16 protein-coding genes are annotated in these 25120 nt (G+C 71.6%); 13 read left to right on the forward strand and 3 right to left on the reverse strand.

The annotated features are described in order from the left end of the window. Nucleotides 1–45: 45 nt before the first annotated feature. The 3 genes from ElP_RS22680 to ElP_RS22690 all read left to right on the forward strand — a co-directional run bounded on the left by ElP_RS22680 (nucleotide 46) and on the right by ElP_RS22690 (nucleotide 6353). The gene (locus ElP_RS22680; RefSeq protein WP_145273434.1) at nucleotides 46–453 is read left to right on the forward strand and encodes a DUF3467 domain-containing protein; all 408 of its coding nucleotides are present in this window, start codon (nucleotides 46–48) and stop codon (nucleotides 451–453) included. A gap of 369 nt (nucleotides 454–822) precedes the next feature. Beyond that, nucleotides 823–4872, forward strand: a complete 4050-nt coding sequence (locus ElP_RS22685) for a S8/S53 family peptidase (RefSeq protein ID WP_145273436.1) — start codon at nucleotides 823–825, stop codon at nucleotides 4870–4872. A 257-nt stretch (nucleotides 4873–5129) separates the two neighbouring features. After that, entirely contained in the window at nucleotides 5130–6353 is a 1224-nt protein-coding gene (locus ElP_RS22690; protein WP_145273439.1) for an AAA family ATPase, read from the forward strand. Nucleotides 6354–6365: 12 nt separating this feature from the next. Here the strand turns inward: ElP_RS22690 and uvrA are convergent, their stop codons facing one another. Then, nucleotides 6366–12809 carry an excinuclease ABC subunit UvrA gene (gene uvrA, locus ElP_RS22695; RefSeq protein ID WP_145273442.1) on the reverse strand — a complete coding sequence of 2148 codons (6444 nt, stop codon included), beginning with the start codon at nucleotides 12807–12809 and terminating at the stop codon, nucleotides 6366–6368. Nucleotides 12810–13130: 321 nt separating this feature from the next. Between uvrA and ElP_RS22700 the strand changes: the two genes are divergently transcribed. The 6 genes from ElP_RS22700 (at nucleotide 13131) to ElP_RS22725 (ending at nucleotide 19413) form a co-directional block, all read left to right on the forward strand. Continuing rightward, entirely contained in the window at nucleotides 13131–14147 is a 1017-nt protein-coding gene (locus tag ElP_RS22700; protein ID WP_145273446.1) for a GGDEF domain-containing response regulator, read from the forward strand. Nucleotides 14148–14453: 306 nt separating this feature from the next. Beyond that, nucleotides 14454–15509 carry an SMP-30/gluconolactonase/LRE family protein gene (locus ElP_RS22705; RefSeq protein WP_145273449.1) on the forward strand — a complete coding sequence of 352 codons (1056 nt, stop codon included), beginning with the start codon at nucleotides 14454–14456 and terminating at the stop codon, nucleotides 15507–15509. A 184-nt stretch (nucleotides 15510–15693) separates the two neighbouring features. Then, nucleotides 15694–16296: a D-sedoheptulose-7-phosphate isomerase gene (locus tag ElP_RS22710; protein ID WP_145273452.1), complete on the forward strand. Its 603-nt coding sequence runs from the start codon at nucleotides 15694–15696 to the stop codon at nucleotides 16294–16296. 54 nt (nucleotides 16297–16350) lie between these two features. Beyond that, nucleotides 16351–17349 (forward strand): ROK family protein, encoded by a 999-nt coding sequence (locus ElP_RS22715; protein ID WP_145273455.1) that lies wholly within the window; start codon nucleotides 16351–16353, stop codon nucleotides 17347–17349. Nucleotides 17350–17378: 29 nt separating this feature from the next. Next, nucleotides 17379–18572, forward strand: coding sequence for a mandelate racemase/muconate lactonizing enzyme family protein (locus ElP_RS22720; RefSeq protein ID WP_145273457.1), 1194 nt, complete (start codon nucleotides 17379–17381; stop codon nucleotides 18570–18572). 592 nt (nucleotides 18573–19164) lie between these two features. Continuing rightward, nucleotides 19165–19413: a hypothetical protein gene (locus ElP_RS22725; protein WP_145273460.1), complete on the forward strand. Its 249-nt coding sequence runs from the start codon at nucleotides 19165–19167 to the stop codon at nucleotides 19411–19413. An 84-nt stretch (nucleotides 19414–19497) separates the two neighbouring features. Here the strand turns inward: ElP_RS22725 and ElP_RS22730 are convergent, their stop codons facing one another. Beyond that, on the reverse strand, nucleotides 19498–20643 hold the full coding sequence (locus ElP_RS22730) for a hypothetical protein (protein WP_145273463.1): 1146 nt from the start codon (nucleotides 20641–20643) through the stop codon (nucleotides 19498–19500). A 343-nt stretch (nucleotides 20644–20986) separates the two neighbouring features. Here ElP_RS22730 and ElP_RS22735 point away from each other — a divergent pair, with 343 nt between their 5' ends. The 4 genes from ElP_RS22735 (at nucleotide 20987) to ElP_RS22750 (ending at nucleotide 24126) form a co-directional block, all read left to right on the forward strand. Further along, nucleotides 20987–21532 (forward strand): pyruvoyl-dependent arginine decarboxylase, encoded by a 546-nt coding sequence (locus ElP_RS22735; RefSeq protein WP_145278628.1) that lies wholly within the window; start codon nucleotides 20987–20989, stop codon nucleotides 21530–21532. A gap of 68 nt (nucleotides 21533–21600) precedes the next feature. Next, nucleotides 21601–22815 carry a homospermidine biosynthesis protein gene (locus ElP_RS22740; protein WP_145273466.1) on the forward strand — a complete coding sequence of 405 codons (1215 nt, stop codon included), beginning with the start codon at nucleotides 21601–21603 and terminating at the stop codon, nucleotides 22813–22815. Continuing rightward, nucleotides 22775–23821: an L-threonylcarbamoyladenylate synthase gene (locus ElP_RS22745; RefSeq protein WP_145273469.1), complete on the forward strand. Its 1047-nt coding sequence runs from the start codon at nucleotides 22775–22777 to the stop codon at nucleotides 23819–23821. The genes ElP_RS22740 and ElP_RS22745 overlap by 41 nt, the downstream gene beginning before the upstream one ends. Nucleotides 23822–23880: 59 nt before the next feature. Next, the gene (locus ElP_RS22750) at nucleotides 23881–24126 is read left to right on the forward strand and encodes a hypothetical protein (RefSeq protein WP_145273471.1); all 246 of its coding nucleotides are present in this window, start codon (nucleotides 23881–23883) and stop codon (nucleotides 24124–24126) included. Here the strand turns inward: ElP_RS22750 and ElP_RS22755 are convergent. Further along, entirely contained in the window at nucleotides 24044–25012 is a 969-nt protein-coding gene (locus ElP_RS22755) for an alpha/beta hydrolase (protein ID WP_145273474.1), read from the reverse strand. The two genes, ElP_RS22750 and ElP_RS22755, sit on opposite strands and share 83 nt — an antisense overlap. Between the last annotated feature and the right edge of the window lie 108 nt (nucleotides 25013–25120).

The following is a 25120-nucleotide window of genomic DNA, read 5'->3' on the forward strand; positions in this document are numbered from 1 at the left end:
TCGTCGAGCTTGAGACCGAGATCGATTCCGAATAAGGAGTGTGCCATGAGCAGCGGCGAAGGAGCCGGACCCGAGAAAGAAGGCCAGCCCTCCCAGCAGGCCGTGACGACCGAGGTCGTCGTCGACGACACCAGCACCGTGCCGTCGTACTCGAATTTCTGCCGGGTCACGGCCACCCCCGAGGAGGTGATCCTCGATTTCGGCCTCAATCCACAGCCGTTCGCGCAGGGTCGCCAGGAGGTCAAGGCCAACCAGCGACTGGTCATGAACTTCTTCACGGCCAAGCGGCTGCTCACGGCGCTGGGGATGACGATCCAGCGGCACGAGGCGACCTTCGGCTCGGTCGAGCTGGACGTCCGTCGCCGGGCCGGTGCCTTCCAGGCCCAGACCCAGCGGCCCGGATCCGCCGGGCCCCAGGGGGTCGTCGGCTCGCCCGGCCCCGCCTCGGAATGATCGGCTCCCCCTGAGCCGCCCCCGACCGATGAATCCGCCGAGACGCCGTTGCGGCCCGACCCGATCGGGCCGCAACGGCGTTTCTTCGTTCCCGCCCCCGGGGCGGGCCTATGGGGTCCGGCGACGCGGCGGAGGGGACCCGGTTTGGCCCCGAGACTCGGGTTGACTCATGACGCAAAGGCCGTTCGTCCGATCAAAACGATGAGCTTGGTTGAGCGGCCTGCGCCCGCTGATCGCGCCGGGGGACGGACCCGCGGCGCGGTCCGCGAATTCGCTGCGATGCGGGCGCCCTTCGCGCCGATACCGAGGAACGCCGGGCGTTTCGGCCTCGGTCCAGGACGGTCGAGTCAGCCCTAAGGAGAGAACCGAATGTCCCAGCCCAATCGCTCGCGGGCGCGGGCCCAGCAGGCTCGGCAACGTCACCGCTTGCACATCGAGCCGATCGAGAAGCTGGAGCAGAAACAGCTGCTCGCCCCGTACCTGCCGACCACCGCCCGGGTCGCGACCTTCGACCCCCTCGACGATCAGCCCGACAACGAGAACTTCGGCTTCATCTCGGTCGACGAGGGTGCCGCCCTCGCGACCAGCGCCGCCCCGTTCGTCTCGGTCGCCCAGTTGACGCCGAACTCCAGCTTCGGCGGCAACATCGTCCGCATCGAGGCCGGGCCCGGTGGCGACTTCGGCAAGGCCGTCTACGCGATCACCCGGGGGATCAACACCGCCGACCAGACCGGGGGCCGCCCCGGGGTGATCTTCCGGGTCGACCCGGCGACCGGCGAGTCGGACGTCTTCTTCGACCTCAACACGGTGCTCGAGCAGGTCGCCCCGGGCACCTCCCAGGGCAACTCGGCCGGGTCGCAGACCGGGCTGGTCAACTGGTACGACATCACCTTCGACGCCGAAGGCGTCTTCGACGGCGTGCCGTCGATGTTCGTCTCCTCCGTCGATCGCTCCAACCCGCTGAAGAACGCCGTCTATCGGATCGCCCCGGACGGGACCTTCCTCGGCCTGTTCGTCGCCATGACCGAGGGGGCCGACCAGGACGACCTGGTGCGGCGTCCCAGCGCCCTGCTGGTGCCCCCCGCGCAGCAGCAGGACTTCCTGAAGGGCCTGTTCGTCGGCACGGGCTCCAACGCCCCTGACTTCGGAGTCGCCCTCTTTTTCGACGCCAACCAGGTGCAAGGGGCCCAGCAGATCGCGGCCGGCCCGCTCCCCCAGGGGGTCTCCACGACCAACCTGACCCTCGGGCCCCAGGTCGGGCTGACCTCGGCCAACACGGATTACATCTCTCGGGTCTACGCCGCCTTCACCGACTTCGGCCAGCCCGGGATCGACGGCTTCGACAACGCCGTCCCCGGCCTGAGCGGCCTTCAGGGGATCGGCGGCGAGCTGCTGATCCAGAACAACTCCGGGGTGGGATTCGCGGGGACCAACGTCGCCTCCCAGGGCTTCGTGATCGGGCCGCAGCCGGAGGAGCTCGTCGAGCTCGCCGGCAGCCAGGCCGACGCGACGAACCCCTCGGGCATCGACCGCCTCTCGGCGGTCGACACGCCGTTCCGGAGGTTCCAGGACGTCGCGTTCGACCAATACGGCTACTTCTCCTACGGGACGACGGTGACCGAGGTCGCCGGCGCCCAGCCGACGATCGTCCCCCCGATCTACGCCGGCAGCCTGTTCGTCTCCGACCTCGCCTCGGGACTGGCCGTCCCGGTGGACATCCCCGACGTGGACGGCGGCCCCGAGGGGACGGTCGTGCTCCCCGTCCAGGGGGCGGGCGGGGGCGGCGTCCAGGTCAACCTGGACACGCTGAACCTGGAATTCGACCTGCCCGACAGCAACCTCGGCGGCCGGATCATCCGGGTCCTTCCCGACGGCACGGTGACGGCCTTCGCCGAGGGCTTCAACACCTCCGGCCTGTATGACGCGGGCAGCTTCGTCGAGTCGAGCCTGAGCATCACCTTCTCGGCCGACGGCACCACGCTCTACGCCGCCGACAACGACGGCATCTGGCAGTTCAAGTCGGTCCTGAGCCTCGCCGGCTCGACCTCGGGCAGCCTCGTCGGCCTGAACGACCTGAGGAGCCGGGGCGTCCCTTTCCAGGGCGAGGGGACGGCGGTGGCCGTGGTCGGCTCCGGCATCGACGCGTCCACCCCCCAGTTCCGGGGCCGGGTCGGCACCGGGATCAACATCTTCAACGACGCCCCCGGCAACGACGACCTGCTCTTCGACGACAACGATCCCGCCTCCCTGAGCGACGTCGGCGGCACGAAGCTGGCCGGCGTGGTCGCCCAGTTCGTGCCCCAGGCGACCCTGGTGCCGGTCAACGTGCTCGACCCCCTGAGCACCACGACCACGCCCCAGGCCCTCTTCAACGCGATGCGATACGTCGCCGACAACCCCTTCGCCAATGATCCGGTCCGTCGCGGGCAGGTCGACCGCGTCGTCACCTCGCTGCTCGGCGTCTCGTCGCTGGAGGGGTACGAGACGGAGGCCCAGGCCTTCCGCACCGGCGCCCGGCAGCTGATCCTCGCGTACAAGAACCAGGCCCAGCGCCTGCTTCATCGCGGGATCACGCCGATCGCCCCGTCGGGCCAGCTGAGCGACCCGACCACCGGCCTGGGAGACGTCCAGGGGATGGGCCTGCCGTCGATCCTCAATGAGGTCGTCTCGGTCGCCGGGTCCTACTCGTTCCCGTTCCGGACGGGCCCGACCTCCAGCCCGCTCGACCCGTCCCCCGGGCCGGCCGGCCGCCTCTTCCCTCCGGCGATCCTCACCGCCGGGGCCGGCGACGCCCAGGACCTGTCCCTCTTCGACCCGATCATCCCGGCCGGCTCGCTGGTCATCCAGGACCAGCTGCTGCCCTCGACGAATCGGTCGTACACGACCGACTTCGCCGCCCCGGCCCTCGACGTGCCGACCTTCCGCCAGACCTTCCAGGGGGACGGCCTGGTCCGGAACGTCTTCACCGAGGCCGGCACCGACCTCTCGGCGGCCATGGTGACCGGCTCGTTCACCCTGCTCGCCTCGGCCCTGAACTACTACAGCGGCCTGTCGGTGGGCGGTGCGACGGTCGACCCGTACCTGGCCCTCCCCGTCGGCGCCCAATCCCTCGACTACGGCCCGGGGGTCCTCCGGAACCTGGAGGCCTACGCCAACCCGCACGGGATCAACTCGATCCTCCAGTGGACCGCCGTCCCCATCGAGGACGTCGACACCCCGTTCGACGGCGGGATCGCCCCGCCGCTGTCGAAGGCCTACCCGGCCAACGAGCGGCAGTTCTCCCGGATCGACGTGGGGAACGCGGTGGCCGCGGTCGAGGGCTCGATCGCCCTGTCGTACCTGTTCAACAGCGGCACGATCGGCCTGATCGACTCCAACAAAAATGGCTTCATCACCGCCCAGGAGATCGAGAGCTTCGTCCAGAACTCCGACACCACCGGCCTGGAGGAGGCCGGGGCCATGGCCCGCCTGCTCGGCGGTACGGCCCGGGTGAACGGCGAGAACCCGGTCGAGGCGGGCCGGAACTTCATCACCAACGTCGTCGGCGGGCCGGCGGCCCCCACCGGCCTGACCTCCCAGGGCGAGCAGCCCGACCAGTTCGACGTCCTGCAACGCCGGTTCAACTTCTTCGACTATGCCGCCGACGGCAAGCTCGACGGGGTCGTCTCGGTCCAGCAGTACGAGGTCCTCGCCCACACGCTGCTGCCGCCGCCCGACTCCTCGGTCATCAATGACCGGCAGCGGGCCTCGGCCAACGGCTTCCTCCTCGACGGGACCCCGGCCCGCAACTGGGCCGACCTGCAGCGGCTCCTGCCCACCTACGTCTTCGTCCCGAACGGCCTGGCCTCGAAGTACCGGAATTACTCCCCGAGGCAGTTCGGCAGCCTCCGCAGCCTCAATCCCGAGCAGCCCAACTTCGGCGTCAACCTCTCGACCCTGCCGATCACCGCGGCTGCGGGCGGCGGCGGCGGCGGCGGAGTCGGCGGCGGCGGCGGCGGCGGAGTCGGCGGTGGCGGGGCCGGTGGCGGCGACGCCGGCGGCGGCGGGGCCGGCGGCGGCGGGGCCGGCGGCGGCGGGACCGGCGGCGGCGGCATCGGCGGCGGCGGGGCCGGCGGCGGCGGCATGGGCGGCGGCATAGGCAATGCCACGGGAGGGGGGACGGACACCGGCGGCGGCCAGTCGACCGCCGGGAACACGACCCGGCTCGGCTCGCTCCTCTCCTCGGTCTCCGGCCTCAATCCCGGCGCCCTCCAGGTTGGGCAGCCCCGCTTGACCCAGTCCCAGGCCGACGGCGGCCCGGCGATCGGCAACGACCCGAGGGCCGTCCGGGCCCTCGAGACCCTGCTTTCCAGCGGAGGGGCCAGGGCGAATCGGGTCAACGCGATCGTCGAGGATCTCCTGGGCCCCCAGGACTCCTGACCCGTCTCGACCCGTCCCGGGCCCGACCGCCTCCCGGGCGGGGCCCCCCGGCAACCATTCAGGGCCGACCCGGCGATCCGCCGGGTCGGCCCGCTTCATTGGGAAGACCCGCGTCCGGAGCCGAGTCGCGCCGGGCCTCGGCCGCCCGCAGCCGGCCTCCCCGTCCCGCTCCCCCTCAATCTCGACCGACGGCTCTGGTAGACTCGGACCCCTCCCGGGCCATCCGAGTGGAATGCGACGTCAGGGCCGGAGCCGCCATGCCGATCTCCTTCGAGTGCGAACGCTGCCGCCGACGGTATCAGGTCGATGACGCCCTCGCCGGGACGCAGGTCCGATGCAAGGACTGTCGGCAGCCGATCCGGATCCCGGGGGGCGACGAGAGCCCCTCTACCCAACATGGCGGTCCCGAGGTCCCCGGTGACGAGACGCCGGCGACCGGGCCGGCCCTCCGAGGCCCCGGCGTCGAGGAGTGGGCCGTGGCCTCGGAGGCCCGGCCCGAGGAGGAGGGACCGGGCGGAGGCCCGTCGAGTCCCCAGGTTTCCGAGTGGGCCGACCGCGTCCGGGGGCAGATCGACAAGGTCTACGTCGGCCAGCGATCCCTCGTCCGGGGCGTGCTGCTCGCGCTGCTGGCCGGGGGCCACGTGCTGATCGAGAGCGTCCCGGGGCTGGGGAAGACGCTGCTGGTCCGGGTGCTCGGCCGGGTACTCGGCTGCGACTTCAACCGGATTCAGTTTACTCCCGACCTGATGCCGTCGGACATCACCGGGACGTCCATCTTCGAGGAGCACACCGGCGCCTTCCGCTTCCGCCCCGGCCCGGTCTTCACCCAGCTCTTGCTGGCCGATGAGATCAATCGCTCCCCGGCCAAGACCCACGCTGCCTTGCTGGAAATCATGCAGGAGGCGCGGGTCACGGTCGACGGCCGGGCCCACGTGTTACCCCCTCCCTTCCTCGTCATGGCCACGCAGAACCCGATCGAGTCGGAGGGGACCTACAACCTGCCCGAGGCGCAGCTCGACCGCTTCCTGTTCAAGCTGGTGGCCGACTACCCCTCGGCCCGGGAGGAGACGGACATCCTCCGCCTGCACACCGGGGGCCGCAGCCCCGAGACCATCCTCGAAGACCGGGTGGCCACGGTGACCGACCCCGGCGAGGTCCTCCGCATGCAGCGCCGCTGCGGCGAGGTCCTGGCCGACGACCGCCTGCTCGACTACATCGCCGCCGTCGTCCGGCGGACCCGGGAATGGCCCTCGTTCTCGATCGGCGCGTCGCCCCGGGCCGGGGTGGCGATCCTCCTCGGGGCCCGGGCCTCCGCCGCGCTGGAGGGCCGAGACTACGTCGTGCCCGATGACGTGATCGAGGTCGCCCTCCCCGCCCTCCGCCACCGGGTCATCCTCACGCCCGAGGCCGAGATCGAGGGGAGGAAGATCGACGACCTCCTGGGCGAGCTGATCCGAACGGTCGAGGTCCCCAGGAAGTAGCGTATCGGGGGCTCATCGCCGGGCCGACCCGCCCAGCAGCGTCCGCATCCGGGCCTTGGAGTCGGCCCAGGGGTCGGCCGATCCCTTCCCGAGATAGGCGTCGGCCAGGCCCCGGATCAGGGCCTCGAACTCGGGCGTGCAAAGCTCCTCCGCGGAGTGGGCCGCGAGGACGACCTCGCCGTAGTCGGGGGAGGCGAACCCGAGCGAGACCCGGGGCAGGTCGCTGAGGACCGGGGTCGGCAGCCGATCGAACGGCTCCAGGCCGAGCGACTCCTGGATCCGGGAGGGGGCGTATCCGGCACCCGACGGCACGCGGAATCGGAGCGTGAGGACCCACTCATGCCCGGTGCTCGCCTCCAGGAACGGGGGGGCCCCGTCCATCGAGGCCGGCCCCGGCACCCGGACGAGCGTCCGCTTCGACCAGTCCGGCCCCGGGAATCCGCCGACCTCGGCGATCCGGTCGATCGCGAACTCCAGGACCCGGCCGTCCCACCGGGCGGCCTTGCCCGTCCGGGTGAGCCGGTCCCGGGTGTGCCATCGGCGGCCGTCGGATTCCCAGGGAGGGGCGACGGCCTCGGACTCGCCCAGCGTCTCGGCTGCCTTCCTCGCCTCGTCCAATTCCCGACGGGCGGCGGCGACCGGGTCGAACCTCGGCCGATCGGCGACCGGCCCGGCGTCGAGCACCGGGCCGAGGACCGCCCCCGTGAGGCTCCGCTTCGAGGAGGCGATCACCTCGGGGGGGCCGATCGAGACGACCGAGCCCCCCGCCTCCCCCGCCTCGGGCCCGATGTCGACGACCCAGTCGGCGGTCTTGATCACGTCGAGGTTGTGCTCGATGATCACCACCGTGTTCCCCAGATCCGAGAGCCGGTGGATCACGTCGAGCAGCTTCCGGACGTCGTCGGCGTGCAGGCCGGTCGTCGGCTCGTCGAGCACGTAGAGCGTCCGGCCGGTCTGGGGCCGCGACAGCTCGGCGGCGAGCTTGATCCGCTGCGCCTCCCCCCCGGAGAGCGTCGGCGCCGCCTGGCCGAGCGGCACGTAGCCGAGGCCGACGTCGTGCAGCGTCTGCAGGACCCGGCGGAGCTTCGGCACGGCCGCGAACAGCTCCAGCGCCGAGTCCACCTTCATCTCCAGCACGTCGGCGATCGACTTGCCCCGGTAGGTGACGGCTAGGGTCTCGGCCGTGTACCGCTTGCCCCCGCAGGAGTCGCAGCTCACCCACACGTCGGGCAGGAAGTGCATCTCGATCCGCTTCTGCCCGGCCCCCTCGCAGGCCTCGCAGCGGCCGCCGGGGACGTTGAAGCTGAACCGGCCGGGCCCGTAGCCCCGGATCTTCGACTCGGGGAGCCGGGCGAACAGGTCTCGCATCAGGTCGAAGGCGCCGGTATACGTGGCGGGGGTCGAGTTCGGCGTCCCGCCGATCGGCGTCTGGTCCACGCCGATGACCTTGTCGAGCCGATCGAGCCCCTCGATCGCGTCATGTCGCCCCGGCGACACCTGGGCCCGGTGCAGGTGCTGGGCGCATGCCTTCATCAGGATGTCTTCGACGAGCGAACTCTTCCCCGAGCCGCTGACGCCGGTGACGACCGTCACCGCGCCGATCGGGAACGCCACGTCGACCCCCTTGAGGTTGTGCTGGCGGGCGTTGCGGATGACCAGGCTCGGGCCGTCGCACGGCCTCCGGTTCGAGGGGACGGGGATGCCGAGCTTCCCCCCGAGGTAGCGCCCGGTCAGCGACTTCGTCGACCGCCTGACCTTCGACGGCGGGCCCGAGGCCGTCACCCGGCCGCCGTCGTCCCCGGATCCGGGGCCGAAGTCGACGAGGTGGTCGGCGGCCTCGATCACCTCCCGGTCGTGCTCGACCAGGACGAGCGTGTTGCCCAGATCCCGGAGGTGCGTCAACGCCCCGAGCAACCTGGCGTTGTCCCTCGGGTGCAGGCCGATCGTCGGCTCGTCGAGCACGTAGAGCACGCCGGTCAGGCCGCTGCCGATCTGGCTGGCCAGCCGGATCCGCTGGCTCTCGCCGCCGGAGAGGGTGGGGGCCGATCGGGAGAGGGAGAGGTAGTCGAGCCCCACGTCGACGAGGAACTTCAGGCGGTCCCGGATCTCCCGGATGAGGTCCCCGGCGATGTGCCGCTCGTCCCCCGAGAGCTTGAGCCCCTTGAAGAAGGCGTGGGTCCGGCCGAGCGGCCAGTTGCCCACCTGGTCGATCGTGAAGTCCTTGAAGCGGACCGCCGCCGCGTCGTCGCGGAGCCGCCCGCCCATGCAGGTCGAGCAGGAGGCCTCGGCGACCATCCCCCGCAGCTTGGCGCGGTAGAGGTAGGACAGCCGCCCCGCCTCCTCCAGGGCCGGGAAGAGGCCCTTGTACTGGAACCGGAAGCCGGGCGAGTCGGCCGAGGCCGGTACGTCGAACCAGGTCGGGCCGGAGCCGTGGAGGATCATCCGGCGGTGCCGGGCCTCCAGGTCGTCGAAGGGGGCGTCGAGGTCGATGCCGAGCCCGGCCGCCAGCGCGTCGATCGTCCGGGCGAACATCGGGTTCTCGTCGAACGACGGCCAGGCGACGACGGCCCCGCCCCGGAGGCTCTTGCGGCCGTCGGGGATCAACGCGGCCGGGTCGGCGCCGTGCTGGACGCCGAGCCCCTCGCACGACGGGCACCAGCCGAGGGGGCTGTTGAAGGAGAAGTGGTGCGGCGAGAGCTCCTCGAAGCTCCGGCCGCAGCCGTCGCAGGAGCGGTGCTGGCTGAACCGCCGTACCGGCCACCGGGACTCGTCCTCCTCGTCGCCGGCCCTCGCGACGTGGATCACGCCCCGGCCCAGGTCGAGGGCCGACTCGACCGCGTCGGCCAGCCGGGAACGGGTCGACCGGCGGACGATCGCGCGGTCGACGACCACCTCGACCCGGTGCGACTCCCGTCGGTTGAGCGTCGGCGGGTCGTCCAGGCTGTGGGAGACGCCGTCGACCCGGACGCGGGCGAAGCCGGATCCGCGGAGGTCGTCCCAGAGCAGGGCGTAGTCGTCCCCCTCCTTGCGGTCGACCGGGGCCATGATGAAGATCCGGGTCCCCTCGGGGTGGTGGAGGATCTTCTCGACGATCTCGTCGGAGGTCTGCGTGCCGACCGGGGTGCCGCAACCCGGGCAGTGCATGTGCCCGAGCCGGGCGTAGAGGATGCGCAGGTAGTCGTGTATCTCGGTGACGGTGCCGACGGTCGACCTCGGGCTCTTGCTCGTGGTCTTCTGCTCGATGCTGATGGCCGGGGAGAGGCCGGTGACGCGCTCGACCTTCGGCTTCTGCAACGGTGAGAGGAACTGTCGGGCGTAGCTGGAGAGGCTCTCGACGTAGCGCCGCTGCCCCTCGGCGTAGAGGGTGTCCATCGCCAGGGAGCTCTTGCCCGAGCCGCTCGGGCCGCTGCAGACGGTCATCCGGTTGCGGGGGATCCGGACGTCGATCCCCTTGAGGTTGTGCTGCGAGGCCCCCTCGATCGAGATCTCCTTCAGTTCGGCCGCCGACCGGCCCCGGCCCCCCTTGCCCCTCGGCTTGCCGTTCTTCGAGGGGGATGGCAGCCCGGGGACCCCGGCCAGGATCCGGGAGAGCGACCGCCCGGTGTGGCTCTCGGGGACGGCGGCCACGTCCTCCGGCGTCCCCTGGGCCACGATCGTCCCGCCTCCGGAGCCGCCTTCCGGGCCGAGGTCGATGACCCAATCGGCGGTCTTGATCACGTCGAGGTTGTGCTCGATGACCACCACCGTGTTCCCCTGCTCGACGAAACCTTGCAGGACGTCGAGCAGGCGGCGGATGTCCTCGAAATGCAGGCCGGTCGTCGGCTCGTCGAGCACGTAGAGCGTCTTGCCCGTCCCCTTCTTCACCAGCTCCCGGGCGAGCTTGATCCGCTGCGCCTCGCCCCCGGAGAGCGTGGGGGAAGGCTGGCCGAGCTTCAGGTAATCGAGGCCGACGTCGTGCAGGGTCCGCAGCATCGCCCCGATCTTCGGGACGTTGGCGAAGTGCTCCAGCGCCTCTTGGACGTCCATTTCCAGCACGTCGCTGATGCTCTTGCCCTTGAACCGGCAGTGCAAGGTCTCCCGGTTGAACCGCCTCCCCTCGCAGACCGGGCAGGTGACCCAGACGTCGGCGAGGAAGTCCATCTCCAGCTTGTTCGAGCCGTTCCCCTCGCACGCCTCGCAGCGGCCGCCGGGGACGTTGAAGCTGAACCGGCCGGGCTTGTAGCCCCGGGTCTTGGCGTCGGGCAGCTTCGTGTAGAGGTCCCGGATCTCGTCGAACAGCTTGATATAAGTCGACGCGTTGGAGCGGGGGGTCCGGCCGATGGGGGACTGGTCGATGTCGATGATCTTGTCGAGGTGCTCGATCCCCTCGATCCGGTCGTGCAGGCCGGGCTCGGTGTTCGCGCCGTTGAGGTCGCGGGCGAGCGAGTCCCGGAGGATGTCGCCGACCAGAGAGCTTTTCCCCGACCCCGAGACGCCCGTCACGCAGACGAACCGGCCGATCGGGAGGTCGACGTCCACCCCCTTCAGGTTGTTCTGGCGGGCGCCGACGACCCGCAGGGCCCGATCCGACGGCCCCCTCCTCCGCTCGGGCACGGCGATCGACTTCCGCCCCGAGAGGTACTGCCCCGTCACGCTCCGGGGGTTCCCCGAGACCGAGGCCAGATCCCCCCGGGCCACGACCTGGCCGCCCTTGACCCCCGGGCCGGGGCCGAAGTCGACGATGAGGTCGGCGGCCCGCATCGTGTCCTCGTCGTGCTCGACGACGACGACGGTGTTGCCGATGTCCCGGAGCCGCTCGAGGGTGGCGATCAGCCGCTCGTTGTCCCGGGGGTGGAGGCCGATCGACGGCTCGTCCAGGATGTAGAGCACCCCGACGAGCCCCGCGCCGACCTGGCTGGCCAGCCGGATCCGCTGGGCCTCTCCCCCGGAGAGGGTCGGGGCCGATCGGTCGAGCGTCAGGTAATCGAGCCCCACGTCGGTCAGGAACCGGAGCCGGCCCCGGATCTCCTTGAGCAACTCCTCGGCGATGGTCCGGGAGAGGGGGTCCAGGGGGCCGGGGAGGCCCTCCCCTCCTCCTTCCCCCTGCCCGGCCAGGGCGTCGAACCACCGGCAGAGGGAGCCCAGATCCATCGACTCCAGCCCGGGGAGGGATCGATCGCCGACGAGCACCGATCGGGCCCGGGCGTTGAGCCGGGCGCCGGAGCACTCGGGGCAGGTCAGGCTCCTCATGTAGGGTTCCAGGGCGGCGCGATGCGGGCCGCCCTGGCTGCCCCGGTACTTCTCCAGCAGCTCCGTGGCGATGCCCGCCCAAGTCCCGGCGTGCGACCAGTGCCTCCCCCGGTTCCGCCAGCGGTAGACGATCACCCGGTCGCCGGTGCCGGAGAGCCAGGCGTGTCGATGCTCCGGGGTCAGCCCCTCCCAGGGGGTTTTGAGCAGCGTGCCCGCCTTCAGGCCGTCGGCGGCCTCGACGTTGGCGGCGAAGCCCTCGTACAGGTGGCGCCTCCACTTCCCCAGCTTCTTCACCGGCCCGATCGGGGCGATCGCCCCGTCCCAGACCGATCGGGCCGGGTCGGGCACGAGCAGGGCCGGGTCGAAATCGTGGCGGACGCCCAGCCCGTCGCACGACGCGCACATCCCCTGCGGGCTGTTGAAGCTGAACAGTTGAGGGCTCGGCGCGTCGAAGCCAATGCCGCAGGAGGCGCAGGCGTAGCGGGACGAGAGGACGAGATCCGTTTGATCCTCCGCCGCGGCGATCACCGTCTCGTCCCCCAGCCGCAACGCCGCCTCGACCGCTTCCCCCAGCCGGGATCGGCTCGACGGGCCGAGCTTGACGCGGTCGATGACGACCTCCACGTCGTGCTTGACCTGGCGGTCGAGGCTCGGGGGGTCGGACAGGGTGACGAGCCGGCCGTCGACCCGGGCCCGGACGTACCCCGCCCGGGAGAGCTCGGCGAAGCGGTCGCGGTGCTCCCCCTTCTGGCCCCGGACCACCGGGGCGAGCACCATCAGGTTCGTCCCGGGGGGGAGCTCCAGCAGCCGGGCGACGATCTGCTCCCTCGTCTGGGCCGCCACCGGCCGGCCGCAGGAGGGGCAGTGCTGCCGCCCCACCCTCGCGAAGAGGACGCGGAGGTGGTCGTGGATCTCCGTGATCGTGCCGACGGTGCTCCGGGGGTTCCGGCCGCCGGTCTTCTGCTGGATCGAGATCGAGGGGCTCAGGCCGTCGATCCGGTCGACGTCGGGCTTGGGGAGCTGGCCGAGGAACTGCCGGGCGTAGCTGGAGAGGCTTTCGACGTAGCGCCGCTGCCCCTCCGCATACAGCGTGTCGAAGGCCAGGGAGCTCTTGCCCGACCCCGAGACGCCCGTGAAGCAGATCAAGCAACCCCGGGGCAGCTCCAGCGACACGTCGCGGAGATTGTGCTCTCGGGCACCCCGGATCACGATGTCGGAGCTGGCCATCCCTGCGCGTCCCCTCCTGGTCGGCCGTTCCCTGGGTCGACCGGATTCGACCGATCGTCGCACCAATCTACCGCCGCCGAGAACGCCTGTCCAGGATCGAGCCGATCGACTCGCCGGGCCCGAGTTCACGTGATGATGGGTGTGGGCATCATTGTGGGGATTCCGGGCAACGCGACGGGGCTCCTCATCGCCGGAGGGTCGGATCGCGTCCTAAGGTTCACTGGGGTGGGGGCCGCTCGGCTGCCGGGTCGGGGGGATCCGGCGAATCGCGAGGGCGGCAGTGCTCGGGGTCCGCTGTCTTCGGCGGTCGACATGCCATCGATGAAGCTCCTCGTCGCCGAAGATGATCCGTTCAGCGCGACGCTGCTCGTCGACGCGTTGCGTCGCATCGGGTACCAGGTCAAGGTGGTGGCCGACGGGCTGGAGGCGGAGCGGACGCTGCTCGGCGACCCGGGGATCCGCCTGGTGGTCTCCGACTGGGTGATGCCGGGCATCGACGGCCCGGAGCTCTGCCGGAGGATGCGCTCCCGGCTCTGCCCGCTCTACACCTATTTCATCCTGATCACCGCCCGGACCGGCCTCGACTCCCGGCTGGAGGGGTATCGGGCCGGCGTCGACGATTTCCTCTGCAAGCCGCTGAACCTCGACGAGCTGCTCGCCCGGGTCGAGATCGCCAGGCGGATCCTGGAGATGCAGGAGGAGCTGGTCCGCCGGTCGGCCGAGCTGGAGGCGTTGAAGCAGGAGCTGGAGCTGCGTAACGCCCGGCTGGCCGACATGGCGATCACCGACGCCCTGACCGGCCTCCGCAACCGTCGGCATTTCCACCGGCTCTACGAGTCGAACTTCCTGATCGCCTCGGAGACCGGCCGGCGGCTGACGGTCATCCTCCTCGATGTGGATAACTTCAAGCGCTACAACGACACCTACGGCCACCCGGCCGGGGACGAGGTCCTGGTCGGGGTCGCGGACGAGCTCCGGCGCAACGTCCGGGACCGCGACCTGATCGCCCGGTATGGCGGGGAGGAGTTCGTCGTCCTGCTCCCCCAGGGGGGGACGATGGAGGGCATCGCCCTGGCCGACCGGCTCCGGCGCTGCATCGCCGATCGGGAGTGGCCCAATGCGCCGATCACGGCGAGCTTCGGCGTGGCCACGCTCAATCCGTCGACCCCGAACCCGACGGCCCTCCTCGACCTGGCCGATCGCGCACTCTACGCCTCGAAGCAGGGCGGGAGGAATCGCCTGACCCACGCCCGGGCGCTTGGCCCCCGGGTGACCCCGTTCCCGCCCCCCCCTTCGCCCGCCCCGGGGGACGGGATCCCGGCGGCCGGGGCCGGCTGAGGCGGTCGGAGCGGGCCCAGGTCGGTCGCCGGGGGACGGCGATCGCCGCATCGGGCCCGGCGTTGACGGATCGGCCCGGGACGATCGGGCGCGCGGTCCCGCCCCGATCTGCCGGGGCGGCGAGGCCCGGGGGCGATTCCCGGGATCCGACCCGACCGCCGTCCCCCCCTCGACGGGGGGCCGGGTCGTTGCCCGGGATGGCCTGGTCGACTAAGGTCGAGGGCTGCGCCGGACCCGTTGCGAGCGGGGCCGGCCCCGTCACCCCGAACGCCACGCCGCGACACCCCCGTTGCACCGGAATCGACCATGAGACCGACCCGACGTATTGCAAGGGCGTCCGCCGCCCTGACGATCGCCCTGCTCTGCTCGCCGGTCGGCCGGCAGGCCCCGGCCCAGGAGGCATCGACCGTGCCCTACCCCGCCCTGGGTTCGATCGAGGTCAAGGACGACCGGCTCCGCGACGTGATCCCCGAGGGGGAGCCGCTCCGGATCCTCGCCTCGGGCTTCGAGTGGTCCGAGGGCCCCGTCTGGTGGGGAGAGAAGGGGGCGCTGCTGTTCTCGGACATCCCGAGGAACACCGTGTTCCTCTGGACCGAGGCCGGGGGCATCCAGACCTACCTCAAGCCCAGCGGCTACACCGGCTCGGCCGCGTTCACCGGCCAGGAGCCCGGCTCCAACGGCCTGCTCTTCGGCCCCGACGGCCGGCTGATCCTCTGCCAGCACGGCGACCGCCGGGTCTCCCGGCTGGGGGAGGACGGCTCGTTCGAGACCCTCGCCGACGCGTACGACGGGAAGCGACTCAACAGCCCCAACGACGCCGTCCTGAAGTCCGACGGCTCTCTCTACTTCACCGACCCCCCCTACGGCCTGCCCGGGAACGTCGACGACCCCGAGAAGGAGCTCGACTTCCAGGGCGTCTATCGCCTCTCCCCCGACGGCGAGCTGACGCTTCTGACGGAGGAGATGAGCCGGCCCAACGGCATCGGCTTCTCCCCCGACGAGAAGACGCTCTACGTCGCCAACTCCGACCCCGAGCGTGCCATCTGGATGGCCTTCCCGGTGAACGAGGACGGCACCCTCGGCGAGGGGAAGGCCTTCGCCGACGTGACCGATCGCGTCGGCAAGCTCAAGGGACTGCCGGACGGACTGGCCGTCTCCCGGGACGGGACGATCTTCGCCACCGGCCCGGGGGGTGTCCTGGTCTTCTCCCCCGACGGCACCGAACTCGGCGCGATCCTGACCGGGGAGGCGACGGCCAACTGCACCCTCGGCGGCGAGGACGGCTCGACCCTCTTCGTCACCGCCGACATGTACCTCTGCCGGATCCCCACCAAGGTGACCCGGATCGGCGGGGGCGAGTGAGGGACGCCCGTCCCCGGTCCCCGGATCCCCTCGAATGGCCGAAGCCGGCCATCCGGGGGCCCCGGACCGCGTCGGCCGCGATTGGCGCGATCGGGCCCCCCGGATATGCTCGGGCCATCCGGCGGGACCCGACGCCTCGAAGCCAGGGCCCCCCCTCCCGAACACTCCGGAGCGGAACGCCCCCATGCTCGCTGCCAACCTCGGAGCCAGGGACTATCTCGATCGGGTCTGCGAGGAAATCCGGCGGATCGACGTGCCCCAGCTGGAGAACGTCGCCGGGCTGATCGAGCAAGCCTACCGGGACGACCGCCTCGTCTTCGTGATCGGCAATGGCGGCTCGGCGGCCAATGCCTCGCACCTCTGCGAGGACCTCAACAAGTGCACCCTCCGCGACTTCGAGCGGCAGAAGCGCCTGAAGGTGCTCAGCCTCACCGACAACACCGCCGGCATCATGGCCTGGGCCAATGACGAGGGCTACGACCGGGTCTTCATCGAGCAATTGAAGACCTACGGCGCCGAGGGCGACCTCGTCCTCGCCATCTCCGGGTCGGGCAACAGCCCGAACGTCCTCCGGGCGGTCGAGTGGGCGAACGCCAACGGCCTGACGACCGTCGGCATCACCGGCTACTCGGGGGGCACGCTCCGCGAACTGGCCCATCACAGCCTGCACTGCCCGGTCGACGACATGGGGACCGCCGAGTCGCTGCACATGGTCGCCTTCCACTGGCTGATCGGCGACCTCTACCGCCGCATCTCCGGCCCGGTGGCCGCCGGCCAGCCCGCCTGAGCCGCCCCTCGATCGATCGACCGGACGTCCGAACGATTCGGGGGACGCGATCCCATGGCCAAGCCCCTCCTGCTCGGGGTCGAGATCGGCGGGACCAAGCTCCAGGTCGGCCTGGGGCACGGCGACGGCTCGATCACCCAGCTCCGTCGGGCCTCGATCCGGGCCGACGCCGGGGCTTCGGCCATCCTGGAGCAGGTCGTCGAGGAGGCCGATCGCGCCTGCTGGTCTCTCGACCTGAGGAGGGAGGACATCGAGGCCGTCGGCGTCGGCTTCGGCGGCCCGGTCGACGCCGAGCGGGGCCGGACGACCACCTCGCACCACGTCCCCGGCTGGGACGGCTTCCCCCTGGCCGACTGGTGCCGCACGACCTTCGCCGTCGAGTCGGCCGCCGTCGAGAACGACGCCGACACGGCCGGGCTCGGCGAGGCCCGATTCGGCGCGGGCAAGGGGAAGGATCCCCTGCTCTACGTGACGATCGGTAGTGGTGTCGGCGGGGGCCTGATCCTCGGCGGCCGGATCCATCGGGGCGTCGGGCTCGGCGCGGCCGAGGTCGGCCACCTCTGGGTGACGCCCCCGGGCGACTCCGGCGAGGGGGGCCGGACCGTCGAGCAGTCCAGCTCCGGCTGGTCGATCGGCCTGGAGGCACGCCGGGCCCTCTCCGATCGACGTCCCGACTCCGAGACGCTCGCCGACCTCGTCGACGGCGACCCCGACCAGGTCACCGCCGAGGTCGTCGCCATGGCCGCCGGGCTGGGAGACGCCGCCTCGAAGGCGATCCTCGACCAGGCCGCACGGGCGCTCGCCGCCGGGCTGGCCCACGCCGTCACGCTGATCGGCCCCAGCCGGATCATCCTGGGAGGCGGCGTCTCCCTGATCGGCGAGGGCCTCTGGTTCGGGCCGATCCGGAGGAGACTCGACCGGCTCGCCTTCCCGCCCTTCCGGGGCTCGTTCGACCTCGTCCCCGCCGCCCTCGGCGAGTCGGTGGTCGTCCACGGGGCCCTCGCACTCGCCCGGGACGCCTGGACGGCCTCCCGGCAACCCGGCCGGGGTTAGGTCGCCGACAGGCCCGGAGGAACCGGCCCATGCGGATCGTCGAATCGGAAGTCCTCGTCCTCGGCACCCCCTGGCGCAACCTGACCTTCCTGAAGCTGACGTCCGACGACGGCCTCGTCGGGCTCGGCGAGGCCCGGCTCACCAATCGGACCGAGGCGCTGCTCGCCTACCTCGACGCGGTCCGGGACCGCTACGTCCTCGGCATCGACCCCTTCGACACCGAGAAGCTCGTCCGGACGATGGTCCACGGCGACCAGGGCCGGGCCGGCGAGATCGTCGCCACGGCGATCGCCCTCGTCGAGATGGCCTGCTGGGACCTGAAGGGGAAGGCACTGGGCCAGCCCGTCTACCGCCTGCTCGGCGGGGCCGTCCGGGACGCGATCCCGGCCTACGCCAACGGCTGGTATCGCGTCGAACGCACCCCGGACGCCTTCGCCGAGGCGGCGCTCCGCGTCGTCTCGAAGGGCTATCGCGCCCTGAAATTCGACCCCTTCGGTACCCTGCACGGCCCCCCGACCCGGTCCGAGCTGACCGAGGTCGTCCGGCTCTGCGAGGCGGTCCGGGCGGCCGTCGGGCCCGAGGTCGAGATCTTCCTCGACATGCACAGCCGGTTCGGCGTCGCCGACGCGATCCGGGTCGTCCGGGCCCTGGAGCGGGTCGACCTCGGATGGGTCGAGGAGCCCGTCGACCCGCTCGACGCCGAGGGGCACCGCCGGGTCTCCTCGGCGGTGGGGGTCCCCGTGGCGACCGGAGAGCGGCTCTACCACCGCTCCGAATTCCTCCCCTTCCTCGAGCGCCGGGCCTGCGCCATCCTCCAGCCGGACCTGACCCATTGCTGCGGCATCGGCGAGGCCAGGGCGATCGCCGGGATGTCCGAGGCGTTCGGCCTGCTCGTGGCGCCCCACAACGTCGCCGGCCCGGTCGCCATGGCCGCCAACCTGCACCTCGCCGCGACCCTGCCGAACCTCCGGATCATGGAAACCTTCAACGACTTCGAGGCCGACGCCCCCTTGCCCTCCGGACGGGCCGGCAACCCGGTCCTCGGGGCGGCCTCGGGTTGCCCGGGCGTCGTCGACGGCGCATTCCCCCTCCCCCAGGGCCCCGGCTGGGGCGTCACCCTCGACGAGGAGGTCATCCGATCGTTCCCCTTCCGCCCGGGGCACTTCGACATCTTCGCCCCGCACTGGCACAGGAGGCGTGCCCTCGGCCCGGTCGGGTCCTGATCCTGCCCCGTTACGGGCTCCAATGCCCGGCCTTTGGGCAGGCTCCGGGGCGGTCCGCGGGCGAGCGTCGGAGCAGGAGCCATTCCCCTGCCGCCTAGAATGGAGGAGGCATCGAATCCGCTCGACATCGGACGGGGCCGACCGGGCCCGGTGTTTCCGGATTAACTCGTGTTCTCGATCCGGGTTAAGGTCGGAATACCCCTTGACGAACTTTTCGGAAGGTCGGGGTGTCACTCACTTGACCGGATGGGGTACCATCAACACGGGGATTGATTGCATGCGATGCTCGTCGATTTTCCCGATGCCGGTCCCCGGTTTGCTTAAGCCTCTCGACGGGACGCGACCCCGCGTCCCGGGCCTCGGGTGATCGACCTGATCGGAGGACAGCGACCCGGACGCCGAGGGGGGATCGACCGCGGGAAACCCGCGGCGAACCCGGCCGAACGCGACCGCCCGGACCGATGACGAGGAGCAGAATCGGGCCGGGCAAGACTCTCCGGGGTTTTCCATCGTTTACATTATCAGTGTGGGGCGTCACTCGACGCCGCTACTGGCCAGGGATGGTCCTCATCACCGCAGGGGGGACTCGCCGATGATCTCGACGAAGAAGTTGACCGACGTCCAGCTCTGGCAGCGCAACCTCGCCTCGTTGATCCGGTCGGGGTTGTTTACCAGGGCGGGCCTCGGCGAGTCGAACGGCCTGCGCACCATCGTCGGCGTCTACGGCGACGGGTCCACCTCGGCACCGCTGGCCAAATACGCCGACGCCCGACGCGCGGAGGACGCCCTGGAACTGGTGCAGCGCCTCGTGGAGGCGGGCCAATCCGCCGAGGTCAACTGAGCCCGGCCGGCCCGACCCGGGCCGGGTCATGACCTCGGCGTCCGTCGTCGGCCGCACGCAACCCCTGAAACGCCCGCCCGGCCCTCACCTCGGCCGGCGCGGGCGTTTCCCGTTTCCGGGCCCTGCGGCCCCCCGGAGCGGGATGCTCGGCCCCCGGGGCCGGTCCGAGGGCGAAACTGCCCAGCCGATCTCGACCGCCGTCATCGGCTCGACGTGCAGACGGGAGAGGGATTCGAGCCCTAGCACCATCACGTCTCGCTCGCTGACGGTCCCCCGGGGGAAGGTCGAGAGCGAGACGCCGTACTTGTCCTCGGCGCCGAACAGGTGCATCAGCTCGTGGACGAAGGTGATCGGGTCCGCGAACGGGGGGACGGCCAGCGGGGCCTCGAAGTCCTCCTCCCGGGCGTAGCAGGCGGCCACGGCCACGCCGGGGATGCCCGTCGCGTCGCTCGGCAGGGCGATCGACTTGCCCGCCCGGCGGACGTGCAGCAGCCAGACGACTTGGTCGGCCTCGATCCGGCGGCCGATCCTCCCGAGCAGGTCGACCGGGTCGGCGAAGCCGAGCGCCCCCGCGGTCCGGCCGAGGATGCCGAGGATCCGGGCCTCGGCGTCCGGGTCGGGCAGGCCGACGCCCCCCCACTCGTCGGGCCGGAAGATGGCGACCTCGCGGTCGGCGTCCGGCTCGACCCCGGAGAAATAGGTGTCGGCCAGGTCGACGTTCACCGGCACCTGCCAGCGGATCGCCTCGCGCTCGATCCAGGCCCCGGCCCGCCGCAACGCCCGGTGCGCCTTGAGGATCTCGTCGTCCGACCAGGGCGTGCCGTCCCGGCCGAGGAAGACCGACACGAGCGCCACCTTGCCCAGCAGCGGGGGGAAGCGTCGGCCCCAGATCCGGAAGCTCCGGAAGGGCACCTCGCCCGGGCCCGGTTCCAGCGCGAGGAACCTCCGGAATTCGGGGCCGGCCCCGCCCGACTCGGCGACCACCCCGTTGATCGCCACGACCCCCACCTCGCCATCCGCGGGCCGGTCGTCCCTCGGCCGTGCCGGGGGAGTTCGGTCCGGGGCCTCGTCGGCCCGATCCTCCTCGACCGGCGGCCGGGCGGCCCCGATCCTCACCCACAGGACCGCGGCCCCCAGGAGGACCAGGGCCGCCACCGAGGCCGCCCCCCACCGGCCGATCCCGGACGCCAGGAGTAGCCCCCCGGCCGCCGAGGCCGCGATCGCGCCCAAACCCCACCGGGCCCATCTCCCCCGTCGAGACCGAGCCATCGTCCGCTCCACCCATCCGAGCAGGGCCCGCCCGTTTGCCTCCCCCGCTGATGCCGATCTTACCCGGGAGGAGGGCCGAGGGCGTCGGTCCCGATCCGTCCTCCCCGTTTCCACGACCCGTGGCGCGGGTCGACGGGTCGACGCCCGGCTCCTGCTGCCCTTGTCCCGAGGTATTCGGCCCGATAGAGTAATCGTTTCGATTCCGTCCGGTTTCGGGCTCGCGATCGACGCTGGCGTCCGAATGGTCCCGACCCGACACGCCGGCTCGACCCGATGCCGGCCGTTGAGGAGCGTGAACGCCGAGATGTACGTCCCCAAGAAGCTGTTCTTCACCAAGGGTGTCGGGGTCCATCGCGAGAAGTTGTCCAGCTTCGAGCTGGCCTTGCGAGACGCCCGGATCGCCTACTACAACCTCGTCCGCGTGTCGAGCATCTTCCCGCCGAATTGCGAGGAAATCTCGATCGAGGAGGGGCTCGAACATCTCCAGCCCGGCCAGATCGTCCATTGCGTGATGAGCGAGTGCGCCACGGCCGAGCCGAACCGCCTGTGCGCCGCCAGCGTCGGCGTGGCGATCCCGCGGGACCGCAACCGCTTCGGCTACCTCTCGGAGCACCACGCCTTCGGCCAGAGCGAGCAGGTGGCCTCGGACTATGCCGAGGACCTCGCCGCCGAGATGCTCGCCACCGTGCTCGGCGTCGAGTTCGACCCGGACAGCTCGTGGGACGAGAAGCGGGAGATCTGGAAGATCGCCGACGTGATCTACCAGACCAAGGAGGTCACCGCGACCTCCGTCGGGCACGCCCGGGGGCACTGGACCACCGTCGTCGCCGCGGCGATCCTGCTGCCCTGAGCCCCGGCGTCGGGCGGGCACGTCCCCGCCCGGCGACCCTGGACTCGCGCCCTCCCCACCGACCCGGGATGCCCATGGCCGCCGACGACTTCCTCCACCGCATCAGCCGACACCGGATCGCCCCCCCCCCGGTCACCGGCGACGTCTCGGCCGCCGACCTCGTCGACGGGGCGATGCTCAGCTACAACGGCGGCCGGCTCCGGGAGCTCTGCCAGGTCTTCGCCCGCAAGATGCTGGAGCCCGACTGCACCGTCGGCCTGACGATCTCCGGCGCCCTCACGCCCGCCGGCCTCGGCATGAGCTGCCTGATCCCGCTGCTCAAGGCCGGGTTCGTCGACTGGATCGTCTCCACTGGGGCGAACCTCTACCACGACACCCACTACGCCCTGGACCTGCCGCTGCACCAGAGCCTCCCCGGGCTGGACGACTTCAAGCTCCGGGAGCACGACATCATCCGCATCTACGACATCGTCTTCGACTACAAGACGCTGCTCGACACCGACGCGTTCTACCGGGAACTGCTCGTCAGCGACGCCTTCTCCCGGTCGATGAGCACCGCCGAGTTCCACTTCGAGGTCGGCAAGTACCTGCACGCCCGGTCGTCGACCCTCGGCGGCACCCCCGGCAACAGCCTGCTGGCCGCCGCCTTCGAGGCCGGCGTGCCGATCTACACCTCCAGCCCCGGCGACAGCTCCATCGGCATGAACGCCGCCGAACGCTCCCTGGCCGGGTCCGGGCTCCAGCTCGACACGCTCAAGGACGTGAACGAGACAGCCGCGATCGTCTACGACGCGAAACGGAGCGGCGGAACCTCCGGCGTCCTGATCCTCGGCGGCGGCAGCCCGAAGAACTTCATCCTCCAGACCGAGCCCCAGATCCAGGAGGTCCTCGGCCTGGAGGAGTCCGGCCACGACTTCTTCCTCCAGATCACCGACGCCCGGGCCGACACCGGCGGCCTCTCCGGCGCCACCCCCCACGAGGCGATGACCTGGGGCAAGGTCGACCCCGACCGCCTGCCCGACGCCGTCGTCTGCTACACCGACAGCACCATCGCCCTCCCGCTGCTGACCGCCTACGCCCTCGACCGCCGGGAGCCGAGGCCGCTCAAGCGGCTCTTCGACCGCCGGGAGGCGATGTACGACCAGATCAAGGCCGCTTACCTCGAACGGGTCTCCAGCGGCCTGCCGACCGGCCTGGCCGCCCGGGAGAAGCAGAAGGCCAGGGGCCAGGACCAGCCCTCCCGTGACCCGAGCCACCCCGATACGGTCGATCGCGCCCGATGACCCGGACGACCCCGGCCTGATCGAGGCCGCCGCGATCCTCCGGGCCGGCGGCCTGGTCGCCTTCCCCACCGAGACCGTCTACGGCCTCGGCGCCGACGCGACCGACCCGGCGGCCGTCTCCCGGATCTTCGCCGCCAAGGGTCGTCCGCCGACCAACCCGCTGATCGCCCACGCCGACGGGATCGACCTCGCCCGGCGTTGCGTCGCCGACTGGCCCGAGTCGGCCGACTCGCTCGCCCGACGCTTCTGGCCGGGCCCGCTGACCCTGGTCCTGCCCCGATCGGCGATGATCCCGGACGTGGTCACCGGCGGCGGGGAGACGGTCGGTGTCCGGGTCCCGGGGGGGGCCGCGGCCCGGTCCCTGATCGCCCGGGTCGGCCGCCCCCTGGCGGCGCCCAGCGCGAACCGATCGACCGGCATCTCCCCCACCCGGGCCGAGCACGTCTCGCGGGACCTCGACGGCCGGATCGACCTGATCCTCGACGCCGGGCCGACCGACGTCGGGCTCGAATCGACGGTGCTCGACCTCACGGCCGACCCTCCCCGCATCCTCCGCCCCGGCCCGATCGAGGCGGGGGCGATCTCGGATCTCCTCGGCCGGCCCGTCCGGTCGGGGGCGGGCGACGCCCCGCCCCCGACCAGACGGGCCGCATCGAGTCCCGGCCTGATGGCCGTCCACTACGCACCCAGGACGAGGGCCGTCCGCGTGGAGCCCGGGGAGGCGGTCCCCGAACTGCCCCCGGCCGATCGCCTGGCGATCCTGGTCGTCGGGGGGGATCGGCCGCCGATGGCCGGGCTCGACGCCGGGCTCCGGGTCGACCTGCCCGAGCCGGTCGGGGCCGCGAGGGACCTCTACGACGCGCTCCATCGCTGCGACTCGTCGCACTCGACTCTGATCCTGGTCGGGATGCCCCCCGACCTGCCGGCCTGGGCCGCGATCCGCGACCGGCTCCGGCGGGCGACCTCCCCGGCCGAACCGGGACCGTCGGCGCGGCATCAATCTTGAAGCGGAGGAGGACGGGCGGGGACGCGATCGGGCCGGAGGCCCTCGATGGGGGACGACCCATGAGTCGGCAGGACGAAAAGCGGCAGCTCCGGGAGACCAAGCGGGAGCTGAAGCGGGCGGGCCGCAAGAAGGCCCGGGCCAGGGCCCGGCACCTGCTGGAGACGGCCCCCGAGGACGCCCACCTCGCCGAGGACGACTACGGGCGATATACCACCGCCCACCTCAACGGGATGGACCGGGACGCGACACGGAGGCCCCGTCCCGACGACCGGGAACCGCCGCAACCCGATCGATCAGATCCTTGACTTCCTCCCCGACCCGGGACCGGCCGACCAGGAAGAAGTCATTGTGGTCCGAGGGGACGCGGAAGCTCGACACCGGCCCCCCGGCCGCTTCGGCGAGCCGGTCCGACATCGAGGCCGGGACGAAGGCATCCCCCGTCCCGTGGCCGATGAGCGTCGGGCAGGTCACCAGGCGGATCTTCCGGAGGTTGTCGAATCGGTGCTTCAAGAGCAGGCCGACCCCGGGGATCGGGTAGAAGATCCGGACCATGTCCGCCATGCTCGAGAACGAGCAGAAGACGGCCAGCCCCGCCATCGGCTCGCGGTGCGCCAGGTCGATCGCCACGGCGCCGCCGAGCGACCAACCAGCGGCGATGATCCGGGTCGGGTCGACGTCGGATCGGGCCCGCAGGTGGGCCAGGGCCGCATCGGCGGTGGCGTAGCAGCCCCGCTCGCCGGCCTCCCCCCCGCTGAGGCCGTAGCCCAGGTATTCGGCGATCATCACGTTGGCCCCCAGGCGTCGGAAGGCCTCGAACTCGCCGGTGCAGTGGGCGAGGCAGTCGCCGTTGCCGTAGAAGTAGAGGATCGTCGGCCGGCTCGGGGCGTCGGGCCTCGGGTCACCGTCGGGGGTCAGGGCGGGGCCGAACAGGGCGACGACCCGCCCCCCCGGATTCGCCTCCAGCTCGACGAGTTCGGCCCCCGGGCCAGCCCGGACCGAGGCCGTCGCGGCCCCCTGGGAGGACTGACCGGGGAAGATCATCTGCGACTGCATGGTCGAGAGCACGAGGATGAACCCCAGGTAGACCGCCCCGGCCATCCGGATCGGCCGGCTCAATCCGTTCAGCACTCGGGCCCAGAGCGGTCGGACGCGGCCCCGGTCGGGGCGGGAGGCTCGGACCTGCTCCTGCACGGCGGATCCCTCGGCTCGAGGCGGGGCGGAAGCGATTCAGACTGACAATGATATACGGGTTCGCCCCGATCGTCCCGCACCGGGGGGCACCCGGGCCGATCCCGCCGA

It is taken from the genome of Tautonia plasticadhaerens, from assembly GCF_007752535.1.
GTDB classification, from domain to species: Bacteria; Planctomycetota; Planctomycetia; order Isosphaerales; family Isosphaeraceae; genus Tautonia; species Tautonia plasticadhaerens.

Coding starts and splice junctions, on each gene's coding strand:
- ElP_RS22680 (WP_145273434.1), top strand. CDS start 46: ATGAGCAGCGGCGAAGGAGCCGGACCCGAGAAAGAAGGCCAGCCCTCC.
- ElP_RS22685 (WP_145273436.1), top strand. CDS start 823: ATGTCCCAGCCCAATCGCTCGCGGGCGCGGGCCCAGCAGGCTCGGCAA.
- ElP_RS22690 (WP_145273439.1), top strand. CDS start 5,130: ATGCCGATCTCCTTCGAGTGCGAACGCTGCCGCCGACGGTATCAGGTC.
- uvrA (WP_145273442.1), bottom strand. CDS start 12,809: ATGGCCAGCTCCGACATCGTGATCCGGGGTGCCCGAGAGCACAATCTC.
- ElP_RS22700 (WP_145273446.1), top strand. CDS start 13,131: ATGAAGCTCCTCGTCGCCGAAGATGATCCGTTCAGCGCGACGCTGCTC.
- ElP_RS22705 (WP_145273449.1), top strand. CDS start 14,454: ATGAGACCGACCCGACGTATTGCAAGGGCGTCCGCCGCCCTGACGATC.
- ElP_RS22710 (WP_145273452.1), top strand. CDS start 15,694: ATGCTCGCTGCCAACCTCGGAGCCAGGGACTATCTCGATCGGGTCTGC.
- ElP_RS22715 (WP_145273455.1), top strand. CDS start 16,351: ATGGCCAAGCCCCTCCTGCTCGGGGTCGAGATCGGCGGGACCAAGCTC.
- ElP_RS22720 (WP_145273457.1), top strand. CDS start 17,379: ATGCGGATCGTCGAATCGGAAGTCCTCGTCCTCGGCACCCCCTGGCGC.
- ElP_RS22725 (WP_145273460.1), top strand. CDS start 19,165: ATGATCTCGACGAAGAAGTTGACCGACGTCCAGCTCTGGCAGCGCAAC.
- ElP_RS22735 (WP_145278628.1), top strand. CDS start 20,987: ATGTACGTCCCCAAGAAGCTGTTCTTCACCAAGGGTGTCGGGGTCCAT.
- ElP_RS22740 (WP_145273466.1), top strand. CDS start 21,601: ATGCCCATGGCCGCCGACGACTTCCTCCACCGCATCAGCCGACACCGG.
- ElP_RS22750 (WP_145273471.1), top strand. CDS start 23,881: ATGAGTCGGCAGGACGAAAAGCGGCAGCTCCGGGAGACCAAGCGGGAG.